At 70.3% G+C, this 16,674-nt stretch carries 16 protein-coding genes; 11 read left to right on the top strand and 5 right to left on the bottom strand.

What is annotated here, in order from left to right:
- Positions 1-335 precede the first annotated feature (335 nt).
- On the top strand, positions 336-521 hold the full coding sequence (locus AB0M88_RS40885) for a DNA-binding protein (RefSeq protein WP_364111382.1): 186 nt from the start codon (positions 336-338) through the stop codon (positions 519-521).
- A gap of 233 nt (positions 522-754) precedes the next feature.
- On the opposite strand, the gene dprA is transcribed toward AB0M88_RS40885, so the two are convergent.
- The 3 genes from dprA to AB0M88_RS40870 all read right to left on the bottom strand — a co-directional run bounded on the left by dprA (position 755) and on the right by AB0M88_RS40870 (position 3,923).
- Positions 755-1,918 (bottom strand): DNA-processing protein DprA, encoded by a 1,164-nt coding sequence (dprA, locus tag AB0M88_RS40880; RefSeq protein WP_364111377.1) that lies wholly within the window; start codon positions 1,916-1,918, stop codon positions 755-757.
- The gene (locus tag AB0M88_RS40875) at positions 1,902-3,422 is read right to left on the bottom strand and encodes a YifB family Mg chelatase-like AAA ATPase (protein ID WP_364111375.1); all 1,521 of its coding nucleotides are present in this window, start codon (positions 3,420-3,422) and stop codon (positions 1,902-1,904) included. Before AB0M88_RS40875 ends, dprA begins: the two co-directional genes overlap by 17 nt.
- A gap of 141 nt (positions 3,423-3,563) precedes the next feature.
- Complete coding sequence (locus AB0M88_RS40870; RefSeq protein ID WP_364111373.1) at positions 3,564-3,923, bottom strand: YraN family protein; 360 nt, start codon at positions 3,921-3,923, stop codon at positions 3,564-3,566.
- A 169-nt stretch (positions 3,924-4,092) separates the two neighbouring features.
- Between AB0M88_RS40870 and AB0M88_RS40865 the strand changes: the two genes are divergently transcribed.
- From AB0M88_RS40865 to AB0M88_RS40830, 8 genes are all read left to right on the top strand, one after another.
- A complete protein-coding gene (locus AB0M88_RS40865) occupies positions 4,093-4,794 on the top strand; it encodes a hypothetical protein (protein WP_364111371.1) in 702 nt (233 codons plus the stop codon).
- Between the two features lie 267 nt (positions 4,795-5,061).
- Positions 5,062-5,991, top strand: a complete 930-nt coding sequence (gene rpsB / locus AB0M88_RS40860; RefSeq protein ID WP_364111369.1) for a 30S ribosomal protein S2 — start codon at positions 5,062-5,064, stop codon at positions 5,989-5,991.
- A gap of 78 nt (positions 5,992-6,069) precedes the next feature.
- The gene (gene tsf, locus AB0M88_RS40855; RefSeq protein WP_364111367.1) at positions 6,070-6,900 is read left to right on the top strand and encodes a translation elongation factor Ts; all 831 of its coding nucleotides are present in this window, start codon (positions 6,070-6,072) and stop codon (positions 6,898-6,900) included.
- Between the two features lie 104 nt (positions 6,901-7,004).
- Complete coding sequence (pyrH, locus tag AB0M88_RS40850) at positions 7,005-7,766, top strand: UMP kinase (protein ID WP_364111365.1); 762 nt, start codon at positions 7,005-7,007, stop codon at positions 7,764-7,766.
- A 51-nt stretch (positions 7,767-7,817) separates the two neighbouring features.
- The gene (frr, locus tag AB0M88_RS40845; RefSeq protein WP_364111363.1) at positions 7,818-8,375 is read left to right on the top strand and encodes a ribosome recycling factor; all 558 of its coding nucleotides are present in this window, start codon (positions 7,818-7,820) and stop codon (positions 8,373-8,375) included.
- Positions 8,375-9,439: a phosphatidate cytidylyltransferase gene (locus AB0M88_RS40840; protein ID WP_364111362.1), complete on the top strand. Its 1,065-nt coding sequence runs from the start codon at positions 8,375-8,377 to the stop codon at positions 9,437-9,439. The genes frr and AB0M88_RS40840 overlap by 1 nt, the downstream gene beginning before the upstream one ends.
- Positions 9,440-9,482: 43 nt before the next feature.
- Complete coding sequence (rlmN, locus tag AB0M88_RS40835; RefSeq protein WP_364111360.1) at positions 9,483-10,661, top strand: 23S rRNA (adenine(2503)-C(2))-methyltransferase RlmN; 1,179 nt, start codon at positions 9,483-9,485, stop codon at positions 10,659-10,661.
- A 37-nt stretch (positions 10,662-10,698) separates the two neighbouring features.
- Positions 10,699-11,970, top strand: a complete 1,272-nt coding sequence (locus AB0M88_RS40830; protein ID WP_364111358.1) for a DivIVA domain-containing protein — start codon at positions 10,699-10,701, stop codon at positions 11,968-11,970.
- A gap of 59 nt (positions 11,971-12,029) precedes the next feature.
- Here the strand turns inward: AB0M88_RS40830 and AB0M88_RS40825 are convergent, their stop codons facing one another.
- Positions 12,030-12,263 (bottom strand): DUF2631 domain-containing protein, encoded by a 234-nt coding sequence (locus tag AB0M88_RS40825; RefSeq protein WP_364111356.1) that lies wholly within the window; start codon positions 12,261-12,263, stop codon positions 12,030-12,032.
- A 154-nt stretch (positions 12,264-12,417) separates the two neighbouring features.
- On the opposite strand from AB0M88_RS40825, the gene AB0M88_RS40820 reads away from it, so the two are divergent.
- Together AB0M88_RS40820 and AB0M88_RS40815 are read left to right on the top strand one after the other, a co-directional pair.
- The gene (locus AB0M88_RS40820) at positions 12,418-13,977 is read left to right on the top strand and encodes a Rieske 2Fe-2S domain-containing protein (protein ID WP_364111354.1); all 1,560 of its coding nucleotides are present in this window, start codon (positions 12,418-12,420) and stop codon (positions 13,975-13,977) included.
- Positions 13,978-14,618: 641 nt separating this feature from the next.
- Positions 14,619-15,065 (top strand): GNAT family N-acetyltransferase, encoded by a 447-nt coding sequence (locus tag AB0M88_RS40815; RefSeq protein ID WP_364111352.1) that lies wholly within the window; start codon positions 14,619-14,621, stop codon positions 15,063-15,065.
- Here AB0M88_RS40815 and AB0M88_RS40810 read toward each other — a convergent pair.
- Positions 15,062-16,657 (bottom strand): NAD(P)/FAD-dependent oxidoreductase, encoded by a 1,596-nt coding sequence (locus tag AB0M88_RS40810; RefSeq protein ID WP_364111350.1) that lies wholly within the window; start codon positions 16,655-16,657, stop codon positions 15,062-15,064. The genes AB0M88_RS40815 and AB0M88_RS40810 overlap by 4 nt on opposite strands.
- Positions 16,658-16,674 lie beyond the last annotated feature (17 nt).

The raw sequence follows: 16,674 nt of genomic DNA, 5'->3' as shown, positions 1-16,674 counted from the left end.
GCCGCCCCCCGGGCGGGGCCGGGGCCCCCCCCGGCCGCGGTTTTTGTGGCCCCCCCCCGGTTGTGGCGGGCGGGCCGGGGGGAGGGGATGAGTTGTCATGGCGGCGAGTCGGCGATCGACGCAAGGAACGGGCAGACCGCAACTGCATCGTCGCCAGAACTTCCGCCAGTCACGCCGGTGTGCAGGACCGATGGGGACTGGCCGTATAGGCACGCGACGCCTAGTCATGCGACCATCATAGATGACTAGTGACTAGATGTCTCCTATCAACTTTGCGATTGACTAATAGTCTCACGCCTACGGTCGATCATGTGGCAGTGAAACCGATCCGGCTCATGGGCGCGCACGAGATTCGCATCCGCCTGGGCGGGGTCAGTCGTCAACGGGCATACCAGATCACCAGCCGTGCCGACTTCCCGAAGCCGCTCGCCGACTTGGCGCAGGGCAAGGTGTGGGCGGCCGACGACGTCGAGGCGTGGATGAAAGTCCACCGCCGTGACCTGGACGACTCCGAGGACTGACCAGCACCGCGGAACCAGGCACCGAGGACCAGGCGCGACCCCACCGGTCGCGCCTGAGTCATTCCAGCGCCGGACGATGCCGAAACCAGCGTGGTGAATCAGTGCGCCGGCCGAAAGCCAAGACCGGTGAAACCACTACCCAAACGCTACCTAAACTGCGGCCGCTAACCGCCGGCATCAAAACCGTTGCCGTTAGTGCCACGCGGAGCCAAACTGGCGCCGTTTAATCGACGCTATTTCACGAGGGTCACCCCGCCTTCGCGGCGCTCGACCAATCCGGCCAGCTCAAGCAGCGACAACCGCCGCAGCACCGTACGAATGGCCAGCCCAGCCCGCACCGCCAACTCCTCCGGTGCGATCGTCCCTTTGTGCGGCACCGCCTCCAGTACGAGCGCCGACTCCTCGTCGAGCTGGTCGCGTGGGCGGGCCGGCCCGCGTACCGGCTCCGCCCAGTACTCGCCGATCTGCCCGACCGCCTCCAGTACGTGCGCGGCCTCGGTGACCAGCGTCGCGTCCGGATGGTTGCGCAGCAGCTCGTGGCACCCGACCGACATCGCCGAGGTGACCGACCCCGGCACGACCATGGCCGGCCGGTTGAGCGCGAGCACCCGGTTCATCGTCTGGCTCGCCCCGCTGCGAGCCGCCGCCTCCACCAGCACAGTGCCTGCCGTGGCGGCCGCGATCACCCGGTTGCGGATGAGGAAGCGGTGCTTCTGCGGCTCCGAACCGGGTGGCCACTCGCTGATCAGGAGGCCGGATTCGGCGATCCGCTCGAACATCGCCGCGTTGCCGGCCGGGTAGGGCCGGTCGACCCCGCAGGCCAGGACCGCGATCGTCCGCCCCTCGGCGGCCAGCGCACCGAGATGAGAGGCCGCGTCGATCCCGAACGCACCACCCGAGACGACGGTCCACCCGGCCGATGCCACGCCGTAGGCGAGATCGGTCGCGACGTGCCGCCCGTAGTCGGTGGCCGCGCGAGCGCCGACGATCGCCACCGAGCGGTCCAGCCAGTGGTCGAGGCGGCCCGCGCCGCGGACCCAGAAGCAGAGCGGAGGCCGTACGCCCTGATTGATCGTCCCCGCCGCGTCCAGTTCGAGCGTGGACAGCTCGTCGACCCGGGACGGCCACTCGTCGTCCGCCGGCACCACGATCCGGGCGCCCAGCCGCTCGGCCCGCAGCAGAGTCTCCTCGGCCATTCTGCGTGGATCGACGCCCTGGAACCGGGTTCGGACCGCCGCCCGCAGGGCCGCCGTCGGGGCGCCGCCCCGCAGGAGCCGCTCCAGCGTCGCCGGGGCGCCCACCTCCTGAACCATCGCCCACACGGTCCGGTTGCCCGGCTCGGCCACCGTCGTCAGTGCGACCCGCGCCGCCCGGTCGTCGTCAGTTCCCGGTGCCACCGGAATCTCCCATTCGTAGTTGGATCGCCTCGTCGACCTCGTTACGGCAGGGCCGCTCGCGTCCGTCGAGGTCGGCGATGGTCCACGCGAGCCGTAGTACTCGGTCGAAGCCGCGCGCCGACAAGATTCCTCGGTCGACCGCCGTGCGGAGCCCGGCCGTGTCGGTCGCGGGCAGGCGCCACGGCGGTTGCCGGAGGGTCGGTCCCGAGACGGTGGCGTTTACCCGATCCCATCGGGCCGTAGCGGCCGCCCGCGCCTGGGCCACCCGCTTGGCCACGTCGGCCGAGGGGATCGCCGGCGCCGATGTGGTGATCAGCTGTGCCGCGGTGAGCGGCCGCAGGGTGACGCGGATGTCGATCCGGTCGAGCAGAGGGCCGGAGAGCCGGGACATGTAGCGGCGCCGGGCAGTCGGCGCGCAGGTGCAATATTGATCGCCGGCGGCCGCCGCGCAGGGGCAGGGGTTGGCTGCGATCACGAGTTGCACCTGGGCCGGGAACTCAGTGGTGCCGCGGGCCCGGGCGAGCACTATCCGCCCGCTCTCCAGCGGCTGCCTCAGCGCCTGCAGAGTGGCCCGCGCGATTTCCGGCGCTTCGTCGAGAAAGAGCACACCACGGTGGGCCAGGGACAACGCGCCGGGCTGCGCGAGCCCGGTTCCCCCACCGACGAGGGCGGCCGAGCTTGCGGTGTGGTGCGGCGCTTGAAAAGGCGGCCGGCGGATCAGCCGGCCCGATGACGGCAGCATTCCGGCGATCGAGTGCAGGGCGGTGACCTCGAGCGCCGCGTCGTCGTCGAGCTCGGGGAGGATCGACGGCAGGCGCTCGGCGAGCATCGTCTTACCCGCGCCCGGCGGTCCGAAAAGGGCCAGGTGGTGCCCGCCGGCCGCCGCCACTTCGAGGCCGTAGCGCCCCAGCTCCTGCCCCGCGACATCGGCCAGATCGGGGCCGGCGTGCGCCGGCGACGGCCCGGGCGGCGGCGGGTCGAGGAGGGGCGCGGTGCCGCGTACGAAATTGATGAGCCCACGGAGCGAGTCGACCGCCCGCACGGTCAACCCGGGGACGACGGTCGCCTCACTGGCGTTGCCCAGCGGGACGATCACTCTTGTCAGTCCGGCCCGCGCGGCCGCGGCGACCATCGGCAACACGCCGCGGACCGGGCGGACCGTGCCGTCGAGGCCCAGCTCGCCCAGCAGCACCACCCCTTCGAGGGGTGCCGGCGGCAGCTCACCGGCGCTCGCCAGCATCGCCGTGGCGATCGCCAGATCGAAGGAGCTGCCGTGCTTGGGCAGGGCGGCCGGGAGCAGGTTGACCGTCATCCGGCGGTTGGGCCAGGTCTCACCGGAGTTGACCACCGCGGCCCGCACCCGGTCGCGGGCTTCGTGCAACGCGGTGTCGGGCAACCCGGTGAGCAGCACCGCGGGCAGACCGGCCGACAGATCAGCCTCCACCTCGACGACATGCCCGGCGACCCCGACCAGCCCGACGCAGAGCACGCGGGCGTAGCTCATCGCGCCACCGCCGAACCGGCGGTACCGGCGACCCCGACCAGCCCGACGCAGAGCACGCGGGCGTAGCTCATCGCGCCACCGCCGAACCGGCGGTACCGGCGACCTCCACCAGCCCGACGCACAGCACGCGGGCGCAGCTCATCAGAACGCCCCGCGTATGTGCCGCACCTGCGGGCCACCCCGCCGCTGCGGCAGTACCTCGACCACGTCGAAACGCATCGCATGCGGGCGCACTCCGGTCTGGGCCAGCCAGAGCGCGCCGAGACGGCGCAAACGGCGTACCTTATCGGCCGTGACCGCCGCCGCCGGCGGCCCGAAGCCCTCGCCCCGCCGGGTTTTGACCTCGCAGAAGACCACGTCGTCGCCGTCGCGCAGCACCAGGTCGAGTTCGCCGTCGGGGCATCGCCAGTTGCGGTCGAGCACGACCAGCCCTTGGTCTCGCAGGTGCCGCGCGGCGACCCGCTCGCCGTAGGCCCCGACCGCCTGTCTTTCCGTCGTCATGGCGCCCAACCTGCCGGATCCCGGAGATCCACGGGGCAGCCTGTGGATAGCGGTCCGATACCCCGAAAATCGACACAGCGCGATTGTGGAAACTCGCCTAGTAACCCTTCTGGTGTGTTATGGCCCCAGCGGTAGCCAGGGAGTCCGTGGTCACCTACGGTGCGAGATCGTGGATGGACACCGTTACGCCGACGACTCCGAGCCAAGTTGGTACACCGGTAGTCAGTACGCCCGTTCCGCCGATTCCGACGTTTCCGGCTCCCATGCCGTCGGGGGTGCGACCGGGAGCAGCGGCGGCGCTTACGACTCCGGCATTCACGAGCGCCCGAGCGGCGCCTTCCGGCTGCCCGAGCAGCGCCCGTCGGGCTACCCTCTGACCGACCCGCTGACCACGACCGGCAGTCACTCTCTGCCGTCCGAGAGCTATGAGCAGGGCGGCCGCATCCCGGTGCGGGGCCCGGAATACCCGACGGTCCGCCCGACCGGCGCTCCGGAGGCTCCGGCCCGGAGGGAGGCGCCGATCGCCGAGCCGACCAGCCTGGTCCCGCCGGTTGTCGCTCAGCCGCGCCCGGCCGACAGCGTTTACCACACCCGGCGCACGGCATCGTCGTTCGTCGTCGCGGTCGGCATGGTCGTGCTGATGATCCCGGTCGTCCGGTTGCTTCTGCAGGCGACCTTCACCGGCACCCCGTCGGCCCGCAACATCGTGCCGTCGGTGCTGCTCACGCTGGGTTTCGCGCTCACCGGCATCGGCCTGTTCGCGGTGGCCGGCAACCGTCCGCTCAACCGCGAGGCCTGGTTGCGGCCGCCGGTCGCCTATCTTCCGGCGGGCCTTCTCCTGTTGCTCGCCGCCGGCTTGGCGGTCGCATGACAAAAACGACAAAAACCCCTTAATCCGTACGCCGCCGGCGCGACCAGGGGCGACACGGGGTGATTCGCGGCTTGGCGTATGCTGGCTTCGGCGACCGCCTCGTGCGGTCGACCTCGCGTGCCCTCTGCCAGATCCGCTTCCGGAGATCGGCAGCGACGGCCCTCCCTGGTCTCGATCTTTTCGGGTCCGACTGCGGCCGGCGACCGGGCACCAGGACGCCCACCGCCGGTGAGCGTGACAACCAGGGATCCATAGGAGCACATCACCATGGCCGTAGTGACCATGCGTCAGCTGCTGGAGAGCGGTGTCCACTTCGGGCACCAGACCCGGCGCTGGAACCCGAAGATGAAGCGCTACATCTTCACTGAGCGTAACGGCATCTACATCATCGACCTGCGCCAGACCCTCGAGTACATCGAGAAGGCCTACGCGTACGTGCGGGACACCGTCGCCGAGGGTGGCCACATCCTCTTCGTCGGCACCAAGAAGCAGGCGCAGGAAGCGATCGCCGAGCAGGCCACCCGCGTCGGCCAGCCGTATGTCAACCACCGCTGGCTGGGCGGCATGCTCACCAACTTCCAGACCGTTTACAAGCGGCTGCAGCGGATGAAGGAGCTCGAGGCTCTGGGCGACCTGAGCGGCACCGCCGCCGGGTACACCAAGAAGGAGACCCTTCAGCTCTCCCGCGAGAAGATCAAGCTCACCAAGACCCTCGGTGGTCTGCGGGACATGACGAAGGTGCCGTCGGCGATCTGGGTCGTCGACACCAAGAAGGAGCACATCGCGGTCGACGAGGCCCGCAAGCTGGGCATCCCGGTCATCGCCGTGCTCGACACCAACTGCGACCCGGACGAGGTCGACTTCCCGATCCCGGGCAACGACGACGCCATCCGGTCGGCCGAGCTGCTGACCCGGGTCGTCGCCAGCGCGGTCGCCGACGGTCTCATCGCCCGGTCCGGCCGCAACCGCGGTGACGTCGACACCAAGCCCGAGCCGGGCACCGTCGCCGCCGGCGAGCCGCTGCCCGAGTGGGAGCGCGACCTCTACGAGGGTGCCGAGAAGAAGACCGACGAGACCGAGGCCGCCCCGGCCGCCGCGCCGGCCGAGGCTGTTGCCGCGCCGGCCGAGGCTGTCACTGTGCCGGCCGAGCCTGTCGCCGCCGAGCCTGTCGCCGCCGAGACCGCGCCGGCCGAATAAGCGCCCACCAGGTGTGTCCGGCCGCCGCGCGGACAACGTGCGGCGGCCGGGACCCTGAACTGACATCGAGAGAGAGTCATGGCTAACTACACCGCCGCGGACGTCAAGAAGCTCCGCGATCTGACCGGTGCCGGCATGATGGACTGCAAGAAGGCGCTCGACGAGGCCGACGGCGACTTCGAGAAGGCCGTCGAGTTCCTCCGCATCAAGGGCGCGAAGGACGTCGGCAAGCGGGCCGGCCGCACCGCCGCCAACGGCATCGTGAGCCACTTCGGCAACGCGCTGCTCGAGCTCAACTGCGAGACCGACTTCGTCGCCAAGACCACCGACTTCGTCGCGCTGGGCCAGCGGCTGGTCGAGTTCGGCGCGCAGAACAACATCGCCGACGCCGCCGCCCTGTCGGCCGCGACCCTGCCCGACGGCAAGACGGTCGCGGACACGATCCAGGAATACAGCGCCAAGATCGGCGAGAAGATCGTTCTCAACCGTTTCGTGGTCGTCGACGGCACCGTCGCGGTCTACCTGCACCGCAAGGCGCAGGACCTGCCGCCGCAGGTCGGCGTCCTGGTGCAGTACACCGGCAAGTCGGACGAGGCGGCCGACGACGACGCCCGCGGCATCGGCATGCAGATCGCCGCGATGCGCCCGAGGTACCTGGTCCGCGAGGAGGTTCCGGCCGAGGTCGTCGAGTCCGAGCGCCGGATCGCCGAGGAGACCGCCAAGGAGGAGGGCAAGCCCGAGAAGGCCCTGCCCAAGATCATCGAGGGTCGCGTGAACTCCTTCTTCAAGGACTTCGTGCTCCTCGAGCAGTCGTCGGTCATCGACAACAAGAAGTCCGTCAAGCAGGTGGCCGAGGACGCCGGGCTGCAGATCACCCGGTTCGTCCGGTTCGAGGTCGGCCAGGAGTAAGAAGCGTCAGCTTCGGGGCACGGGAGGTCGGGAACGCGATTCTGCGCCCGGCCTCCCCGTCACATAAGGTCTCTCTGCAGAACGCGAAGGGAAAGGCGGCCCGCATGACGATGGTGACCGAGCAGGCAGTGGCGATCGACGATCCGGCTCCCGCTTCGCTGCGGCCCCGTCGGGTCGTGCTCAAGCTCTCCGGCGAGGTGTTCGGCGGCGGTGCGGTCGGGGTCGACCCCGACGTCGTACAGGGCCTGGCCCGCCAGATCGCCACCGTGATCCGCCGGGGCATCCAGGTCGCGGTCGTGGTCGGCGGCGGCAACTTCTTCCGCGGCGCCGAGCTGCAGAAGCGCGGCATGGACCGCAACCGCGCCGACTACATGGGCATGCTCGGCACCGTGATGAACGCGCTCGCCCTGCAGGACTTCCTCGAGAAGGAAGGCGTCGAGACGCGGGTGCAGACCGCCATCAACATGGCTCAGGTCGCCGAGCCTTATATCCCTCTTCGCGCGATCCGCCACCTCGAGAAGGGGCGCGCCGTGATCTTCGGAGCCGGCGCCGGCATGCCTTACTTCTCCACCGACACGGTGACCGCCCAGCGCGCGCTGGAGATCCACGCCGACATCGTGCTGATGAGCAAGAACGGTGTCGACGGCGTCTACACGGCCGACCCCCGGGTCGACCCGACCGCGCAGAAGCTCGAGCGGGCCACGTTCCAGGAGTTGCTGCAGCGGGGCCTGAAGGTGGCCGACCAGGCCGCGTTCAGCCTGTGCGAGGAAAACAACCTGCCGATGCTCGTCTTCGGTGCCGAGGGTGACGACACCATCGTCCGCGCCGTCAGCGGCGAGAAGATCGGTACTTTGATCACCGCCTGAGCCCTTCCAATCCCCGCAGTACACATAGAGCCAAGGAGGCGAGAAGAGCAGGTGATCGACGAAACCCTCTTCGAGGCCGAAGAAAAGATGGAGAGCGCGGTCGAGCACGCCAAGGAGGAGTTCGCCGCGATCCGCACCGGTCGTGCGACCCCGGCGATGTTCTCCAAGATCATGGTCGACTACTACGGCGCTCCCACGCCGGTGACGCAGATGGCCTCGGTCGGCGTCCCGGAGCCGCGCATGGTGATCGTGAAGCCCTACGACGCCTCCCAGCTCGGCGCCATCGAGCGCGCGATCCGCGACTCAGACCTCGGGGTCAACCCCAACAACGAGGGCAGCCAGCTGCGCATCCACCTGCCGCAGATGACCGAGGAGCGCCGCCGCGACATGATCAAGGTGGCGCGGTCGAAGGCGGAGGAGGGCCGCGTGGCCATCCGTAACATCCGCCGCCGGGCCAAGGAGCAGATCGACAAGCTGGTCAAGGACGGCGGGACGGGCGAGGACGACGGCCGCCGCGCCGAGAAGGAGCTCGACGACACGACGCACAAATACGTGTCGGCGGTCGACGAGCTCGTCAAGCACAAGGAAACCGAGCTCCTCGAGGTCTGATGTCCTACCTCGATCCGCGGGCCGGGCGGGCTTCCGGCGACGACACGGGCGTGCCGGCGCCGTATTCGTACGGTGCGCCCGAGGTCGCCGTCCCGACCTGGCATGCGGACGAGCCGGCGGCTCCGGCCGCCGAGACGACGACCCCGGAGCCGGCTGTGAGTGACGAGTCCAACCCTGACGAGTCCAACTCTCCCGACAAAGGCCAGCGCCGGGGCCGGCGCCGGGCAAGCGGCAAGCCCAAGGGCAGCCGGGCCGGGCGCAACCTGCCCGCCGCGATCGCGGTCGGGGTCAGCCTCATCCTGGTCGTGCTCGCCTCGCTGCTGGTCTACCCGAAGGCGTTTCTCGCCGTGATCGCCGCCGCGGCCGGCGTCGGGGTCTGGGAGATGGTCCAGGCGCTCAAGAAGAGCGGCGCCGACGCCCCGCTGATCCCGCTGCTCGGCGGCACCGTCCTGATGATCGGCCTCGCCTGGTTCGACGGGCCCGACGCTCTGCTGCTCGGGCTGGCGGTCACCCTGCTCGCGTCCGTGATCTGGCGGATCGCCGACGGCGCGGCCGCGTTCAAGCGCGACTTCACGGCGAGCGTGCTGACGGCGATCTACGTCCCGTTCCTGCTCAGCTTTGCCGTTCTGCTCGTCTTGTCCGGTCCGGACCAGCACACGCACAGCTGGCGGGTGCTCTGCACGCTGTTCGCGGTGGTGCTCTCCGACACCGGCGGCTACGCGGCCGGCGTCTTCCTCGGCAAGCACAAGATGGCGCCCAGCATCAGCCCTGGCAAGACCTGGGAAGGCTTCGCCGGCTCGATCTCGGCCTCCGCCATCGGCAGCGCCCTTCTGCTCTATTTCCTGCTCGACATCCCGGCCTACTGGGGCCTGCTGTTCGGCGCCGTGATCTCGATCGTGGCGGTGATCGGCGACCTCGCCGAGTCGATGCTCAAGCGCGACCTCGGGGTCAAGGACATGAGCAACCTGCTTCCCGGGCACGGCGGCGTGATGGACCGTCTCGACTCGATCCTGTTCGCGGTGCCGACGGCCTATGTCCTGTTCGCCCTGATCGCGGCGAACTAGCTATGCGAGACCGACTGCGTGGCCGTGGGAGACTGGATACGCCATGACGATTCTTCCGGTCATCCCGACCAGCCCCGACCAGCCCGACGCTGTGACCACCCGCCGCCGGCCCACGATGCCCCCGCGGCACCTCGCCGACCTCGATCTGGCCGCCCGCAAGCAGGCCGTGACCACGCTCGGCGAGCCCGCCTTCCGGGCCAAGCAGATCTCGACCCACTACTTCGGCCGTCTCGTGCGCGACGTCGAGGCGATGACCGACCTGCCGGCCGCCACCCGGGCCCGGCTCACCGACGATCTGCTCCCGACGCTGCTCACCCCGGTCCGCGAGCTGGCCTGCGACGACGGCGCGACCCGCAAGACACTGTGGCGCCTGCACGACGGCGCGCTGGTCGAGAGCGTCTTGATGGGCTACCCCGACCGGGTGACGGCCTGCGTCTCGAGTCAGGCCGGATGCGGCATGGCCTGTCCGTTCTGCGCGACGGGCCAGCAGGGCCTGACTCGAAACCTGTCGATCGCCGAGATCGTCGACCAGGTGGTCTATCTGGCCGGCGTCGCCGCCTCGGGCGCGGTCACCGGGTCGCCGCCGCGGCTGTCCCGGGTCGTCTTCATGGGCATGGGTGAGCCGCTCGCGAACTATCCGCGGGTGATCGAGGCCGTCCGCCGGCTCACCGCCCCGGCTCCCGAGGGCCTCGGCCTCTCACAACGGCACATCACGGTTTCGACCGTGGGTCTGGTGCCCGCAATGCGGCGATTGATCGCCGAAGAGCTGTCTGTGACCCTTGCGCTGTCCCTGCACGCCCCCGATGATGATCTGCGCGATGAGCTAGTGCCCGTCAACCAGCGTTGGAAGGTGGCCGAGGTGCTCGATGCCGCGTTCGACTACGCGGCGCGGACCGGGCGGCGGATCAGCATCGAATACGCCCTGATCAGGGACGTAAACGATCAGCCCTGGCGTGCCGACCTGCTCGGCAAGCTGCTACGCGGCAAGCTGGCGCATGTGAATCTGATCCCACTCAACCCGACGCCGGGCAGCAAGTGGGATGCGAGCCCGAAACCGGTCGAGCGCGAGTTCGTCCGGCGCCTGCGTGAGGCGGGCGTGGCGACCACGGTCCGCGACACCCGGGGCCGGGAGATCGACGGAGCGTGCGGCCAGCTGGCCGCGGGCGAGCTCACGGAGGCCGGCGCTGGGGGCGCCGCCACCATCGCGGAGGTGGCACAGTGACTGGGCGTACGACCCAGCGAGGAAAGTGGGAGACGTTGTGAGTAGTCAGGGGCAGCGTTTCCGGCGGCGTGCGCTTCGGCGCGGCTACAAGGTCGACGAGGTCGACGGCTTCCTCGACCGGGTCGAGGCCACCTTGGCCGGCGAGACGGCCGGCCCGCCGGTCGGCGCGCAGGAGGTGCACGACGTCGTCTTCCGCGTGCGCTTCGGCGGCTACGACGAGTGGCAGGTCGACCTGCACCTCGACCGCGTGGAACGCCAGCTGGCCGAGTTCGAGGACCGGCGCGGCGGCGGCGACCCGATGCGCGACTCGATGCGCGGTGGCCTGACCACCGGCAGCATCGCCGGCGCCGGCATGGGCCGCGGCATGGAGAACACCGGCAACGTCCTGGGCAACCGCGGCATGGAAAACACCGGCAACGTTCTGGGCCCCGGCCCGGGCATGGGCAGCCGCGCCATGGACCCGCAGGGCATGGGCCCCGGCCCCGGCATGGGTCCCGGCCCGGGCATGGGACCGGGCGGCCCCGGCGGTCCCGGCGGTCCCGGCATGGTTGGTCCCGGTGGCCGGATGGCCCCGCCGACCGAGCGGCTCCCCGCCCCCATGCGCGACGACCGGATGCCCCCGCCGATGCAGCAGCGCCCGCCGATGCAGCAGGATCCCTACGCGCGCTACGACGAGCCCCCGCCGTACGGCCAGCCGCCGCAGCAGCAGCAGCAGATGCCGCCCCAGATGCCCCAGCGTGAGATGCCCCAGCGCGGCCTACCGCCGGGCGGTGGCTACGACCAGGGCTACGACAACACCGGTGGCTTCGACAACACGGGTGGCTTCGACGGTTTCGAGGCCGGCCGCCACGGCAAGGCCGACATGACGGCCGAGATCCGCATGCCCCGCGACGACATGCGCGGCGGTTATGGTGGCCCGCCGATGGGTGGGCCGCCGATGGGTGGGCCGCCGATGGGTGGCCCGCAGAACGCGCCGATGAGCGGCGCCCCGATGAGCGGGGCCGGCGGCTACGGCCCACCGCAGCCGCAGATGCCTCCGCTGATGGGCGAGCCGGGGGGCGAACTCCACCGGGTCGACCAGCTTCGGCGCACGTTCCAGCCGCGGCGGTTCGGCAGCGGTTACGACCCGATGCAGGTGGACCGGCTGTTCGAGGGCATCCTGCAGGCGATGACCGGGCGGGGCCCCATGCCCGTACCGGAAAACGAGCTGGACATGCTGCAGTTCGGTCTTGTCCCGGGGGGTTATTTCGAGGCCGAGGTGGATGCCGCCCTGCGTGAGGTCAAAGACATCCTCATGCGGCACCGTTAGGCGAAGCAGACGAGAAAAGGCCCGCCGACCGGCGGGCCTTTTTCATTTCCGGCCCAGGGTTACTGGTCGTTGGGCTTGAGGCCGTTGCGGCGCAGCACCACGTCGGCGATCACGGCGCCGACCAGGGCGACGGCGAAGAGGACGAGGAAGATGTTTTCCGTGTTGCCCTCGTGGTTGCCCCAGAAGAACAGCAGCATGACGGCGGCCGAGCCGAGCGCGCCGATTCGGGCCATCTTGCGATTGCCCGGCTTGAGCTGGTCGGGGGCGTAGACCGGGTCCGATTCCGCAGACACGCCTTTTGTCCTTCCTCGAAGGCGATCACGTAGGTTCCCAGTCTCGCACGGCGGCTCCGCGCGTGGACCACCGCCTGCCGACAACCCGAAATTCAACCGGAGGGCCCACACCGGGTACCTTCGAGGCCGTCGGAACGACCGAGGAGGAACGACAGTGCGGATCACGGGCACCGGCCACGCGAGCATGCGGATCGACACGTCCGCCGGCAGCATTCTGTGCGACCCGTGGGTCAACCCCGCCTATTTCGCCTCGTGGTTCCCGTTCCCCGACAACTCGGGGCTCGACTGGGAGACCCTCGGCGACGTCGACTACCTCTACGTCTCCCACCTGCACCGCGACCACTTCGACGCCCAGCACCTGCGACGGTTCATCAGCAAGAAGGCGACCGTCCTGCTGCCGGAATACCCGACCAGCCAGCTCGAGGACGAGCTGCGCGAGCTGGGCTTCAGCCGCTTTTTCAAGACCGTCTCGAACGAGGTGCACGAGCTCGACGGCGGCCTCAAGGTCATGATCCAGGCGCTGACGTCACCGACCGACGGGCCGATCGGCGACAGCTCGCTCTGGGTGGAGCACGACGGGGTGCGGCTGCTCAACCAGAATGACGCCCGCCCGACCGACCTGCAGATCTTCAACGATCTGGGCCACGTGCACGCGCACATGCTGCAGTTCTCCGGCGCGATCTGGTACCCGATGGTCTACGAACTGCCCGAGGCCGCCAAGACGGCCTTCGGCAAGCAGAAGCGCGACCGCCAGTTCGACCGCACCTGGCGCTACATCGACGACCTGAAGGCCGACCACGTCTTCCCGATCGCCGGCCCGCCGTGCTTCCTCGACGACGCGCTCTGGCAGTTCAACGACATCTTCGGCGACGAGGGAAACATCTTCCCCGACCAGTCGGTCTTCATGTCGGAGTATGCGAAGGTCGGCGGCACCAACGGCATCGTCCTGCTGCCCGGCTCGGCGACCGAATTGTCGGAAAAGGCAGCGACGACGACGCACCCGACCGACGTCGACGAGTTCTTCGCCAACAAGAAGCAGCACCTCGAGGAGATGCGCGAGCGCAAGGCCCCGGTCATCGCGGCCGAGAAGGCGTCCTGGCGGCACCCCGAGATCGACGTGCTGGGCGAGCTCAAGAAGCGCATCGAACCCCTCCTCGAAGAGTCGATCTACCTGGCCAAGGGCGTCGGCGGCCCGGTTCGCTTCGACCTGACCGACGGCGACGGCCCCGACGGCGAGATCGTCGAGTCGATCGTCGTCGACTTCCCCGGCAAGCAGGTCCGGCCCTACGCCGACGAGAAGGTCCGCTACCGCTTCAAGACCGGCCGCGCCCTCGTCGAGCACCTGATCCACATCGACGAGGGTGACTGGGTCAACTCGCTGTTCCTGTCCTGCCGCTTCTCGGCCGCCCGCATCGGCCAATACAACGAGTTCGTCTACGCCTTCTTCAAGTGCCTGTCCGAGGAGCGCCTGCAATACGCCGAAGGCTGGTACGACGAACATGAGCGCACGGTCGACGCCGAGGACACCCAGCTCGGCGACTGGACCGTGCAGCGCCGCTGCCCCCACCTCAAGGCCGACCTCAGCCGCTTCGGCATCGTCGACGGCAACGTGCTGACCTGCCAGCTGCACGGCTGGAAGTTCGACCTCCCCACCGGCAAGTGCCTGACCAGCGTCGGCCACAAAATCAGGGCCGAGAAAACCGAGAAGTCGTAGCCGGCTGCGGGGTACGGACCGCTGCTCACGCCGAGGGCCCGGGCAGACCGAGCAGGGCGCTGGCGCGCCCAGACCGCTCGGCCCACCCGGGCGACCTGCGTGAGTGGTCGCTCCGGGGCTCCCGCGAATAACGTGCGCCACATGGAGGAGCTTGATCCTGCAGCGGTCGTGGTGGCCAACGACGCGTGGGTGCTCGCGCCTGAGGGCTCCGAGGTGGTGGAGACTGCGGAATATCGGCTGGTCCGCCTCCCGGAGCGCTATGCCGATGGGCTCCAGTTGCAGTGGCTGCAGTGGCTGCGGTCGACCCGGCCGGCCGAGACCGTGCTGCGGGAGGTGGTCGCCCGCGCCGCCGGGTTCGGAATGCCCGAGGCTCTCGTCTTCGCGAAGCCCGGCGCGCCCGACGGCCTCGACGAGGCGCTGCTCCGCCGCCGCGCCCGGCTGATCGACACCGCCGACGTGCTCGCCCGCCCGGTGCCGCCCGCCACCGAGACCCCCGAATCGCGCGTCGTGGCGCCCGGGCCGTCCGGGCCGTCCGGCCGTCAGGGCCGTCCGGGCCGTCCGGGCCGTCAGGGCCGTCCGGGCCCTTCGGGATGCTCGGGCCGTCCGGGGTGCCCGGGCCGTCCGGGGTGCCCGGGCCGTCAGTGGAGCCCGGGTCGGCCGAGCTTCGGCTGCGATGGCGGACGACGCCGGAGATTGCCCGCGACGCCAACACGGTCGGGGTCACCGTCTTCGGCGGCGACCGGGCCGACGACGACGTGCTCGCTCAGCGGGCGGCGGCCAACCGCGACACGCTCGCCGCGGGGACCGGAGGGGTCGTCGTCGCCTACTTCGGCGGCGCCCCGGTCGCGCTCGCCGGCATCAGGCTGGCCGGCGGCGTGGCCCGGCTGTGGGGCGGCGCCGTGCTCGAGGCCTACCGCGGCCGCGGCGTCTATCGGGCCCTGGTCGCCGGCCGCCTCAGCTATGCCGCCGAACGAGGCGCCACGATGGCGTTGACCCGCGGCCGCGTCACCACGAGCTCCCCGATCCTGCGGCGGGTGGGATTCGTCTCGTACGGCCGGGAGCGCACCTATCGTCTTCCGCTGACTTAGACCCCGAGGTCTTTCAGGATGCGGCGGGCCGCGTTGTGGCCGGCCGCGCCGATGACGCTGCCCGCCGGGTGGGCGCCGGCCGAGCCCGCGTAGAGGCCGTCCAGCCCGGTGAAATAGGGCATCCGCTCGTTGAAGGCGACCGTGTTGTCGACGTGGTGGATGTGGCCGCCCGTGATGCCGAAGTGCTCCTCGATGCCCGGCGGGGTGAGCGGCATCATGTCGGCTACCAGGTCGGACGTGCCCGGCGCGTAGCGGTCGCAGATGGCCAGCAGCTGCGTGATGTAGCCGGGCAGCGCCGCGTCCCAGGTCGTGCCGGCGAGCGAGTATGGCACCGACTGGACGAACAGGGCCGACGAGTGGTGGCCGGCCTCGTCCTGCAGCGACGGGTCGACCGTCGTGTGCACGTACCACTCGATGGTCGGCTCGGCCGGCAGCCGGCCGGCCTGGACGTCGTCCCACATCGCCCGCAGGGCGGCCATCGGGGAATCCGTGGTCGCGCCCGCCAGCCCGGCCGAGCCCGGCAGCAGGTGGATCGTCGAGCCGAACGGTGACGGCGCTCCGGCGGGCAGGCACGAGAACTGTGGCAGGTCACGCAGCGCCAGGTTGACCTTCAGCGTCGTGCCGGTGCGGCGCACGGCGGCCATCCGGTCGGTCAAGGGGCCGGGCAGCGCGCCGGACGGCACCAGCGACATCAGTTGGTAAGGGTCGCAGCTGCCGAGCACGACCCGGGCGCCGATGGAACGGCCGTCGGCCAGCACGACCCCGCTGGCCGCGCCGCTCTCGACCGTGACGGCCGAGACCGGCGAGGAGGTGAAGAGCTGAGCGCCGGCGGCCCGGGCGGCGTCGGAGAAGACACGGGAGACCGTGCCCATGCCGCCGCGGGCGATCATCCAGGTGCCGTCGGAGTCGGGCAGCCGGCACATGTTGTGGACCAGGAAGTTGTGCCCGGTGCCCGGGTCGTCGGGGCCCGCGTTGAGCCCGGACAGGCCGTCGGTCACCGCGTACATGCTGGTCAGCAGCTCGCTCTTGAAGCCGAAGCGGGCCAGGTAGTCGGCGACCGAACCGCGTACGAGATCGATGAAGGTGCTCTGCAGCGCCGGCCGGATGTGCCGGTCGGCGATCTCCTCGACCGTGCCCGGCTCCTCGAGCCAGGCCGGCGCGAGATCGGCGCGCAGCGCGCCGATCTCGATCGCGAGTGCCTCTTCGGCCGCGATGTCGCGGGGGTGGAAGAAGCGTTCCATCTGCGCCCGCATCGCCGAGCGGTCGCGCCCGAACAGCAGATAAGGCGAGCCGGCCGGGCCGGGCGTGGGCAGGAAGTAGTGCGGGTCGCGGCGCAGCACCGGGATGTCGACGTCGAGCGTGCGCAGCAGCTCGGGGGGCATCAGACCGAGCAGGTAGGACCCGGTGGACTGGCCGAGGCCGGGCACCCGGGGGAAGGGGTGCTCGGTGCGGGTGGCACCGCCGAGCATGTCGGCGGCCTCGAGCACGACGACGTCGAGACCGGCGCGGGCGAGTAGAACCGCCGAGACGAGACCGTTGTGGCCGGCTCCGATGATCACCACGTCGGCGTGGGAGGGGTAGTCGTGCTCCATGGCGAGCAAGCGTAGCC

The sequence above is a fragment of the Actinoplanes sp. NPDC051411 genome (assembly GCF_040682075.1).
GTDB lineage: Bacteria > Actinomycetota > Actinomycetes > Mycobacteriales > Micromonosporaceae > Actinoplanes.
The sequence above is the reverse complement of the archived record's forward strand: the minus strand, read 5'-3'. Positions and strand labels throughout refer to the sequence as shown.

What these genes read in the sequence shown, in the direction of transcription:
- AB0M88_RS40885 (WP_364111382.1), top strand. Translation starts at nt 336, where the DNA reads ATGGGCGCGCACGAGATTCGCATCCGCCTGGGCGGGGTCAGTCGTCAA.
- AB0M88_RS40875 (WP_364111375.1), bottom strand. Translation starts at nt 3,422, where the DNA reads ATGAGCTACGCCCGCGTGCTCTGCGTCGGGCTGGTCGGGGTCGCCGGG.
- AB0M88_RS40870 (WP_364111373.1), bottom strand. Translation starts at nt 3,923, where the DNA reads ATGACGACGGAAAGACAGGCGGTCGGGGCCTACGGCGAGCGGGTCGCC.
- rpsB (WP_364111369.1), top strand. Translation starts at nt 5,062, where the DNA reads ATGGCCGTAGTGACCATGCGTCAGCTGCTGGAGAGCGGTGTCCACTTC.
- tsf (WP_364111367.1), top strand. Translation starts at nt 6,070, where the DNA reads ATGGCTAACTACACCGCCGCGGACGTCAAGAAGCTCCGCGATCTGACC.
- pyrH (WP_364111365.1), top strand. Translation starts at nt 7,005, where the DNA reads ATGACGATGGTGACCGAGCAGGCAGTGGCGATCGACGATCCGGCTCCC.
- AB0M88_RS40840 (WP_364111362.1), top strand. Translation starts at nt 8,375, where the DNA reads ATGTCCTACCTCGATCCGCGGGCCGGGCGGGCTTCCGGCGACGACACG.
- rlmN (WP_364111360.1), top strand. Translation starts at nt 9,483, where the DNA reads ATGACGATTCTTCCGGTCATCCCGACCAGCCCCGACCAGCCCGACGCT.
- AB0M88_RS40810 (WP_364111350.1), bottom strand. Translation starts at nt 16,657, where the DNA reads ATGGAGCACGACTACCCCTCCCACGCCGACGTGGTGATCATCGGAGCC.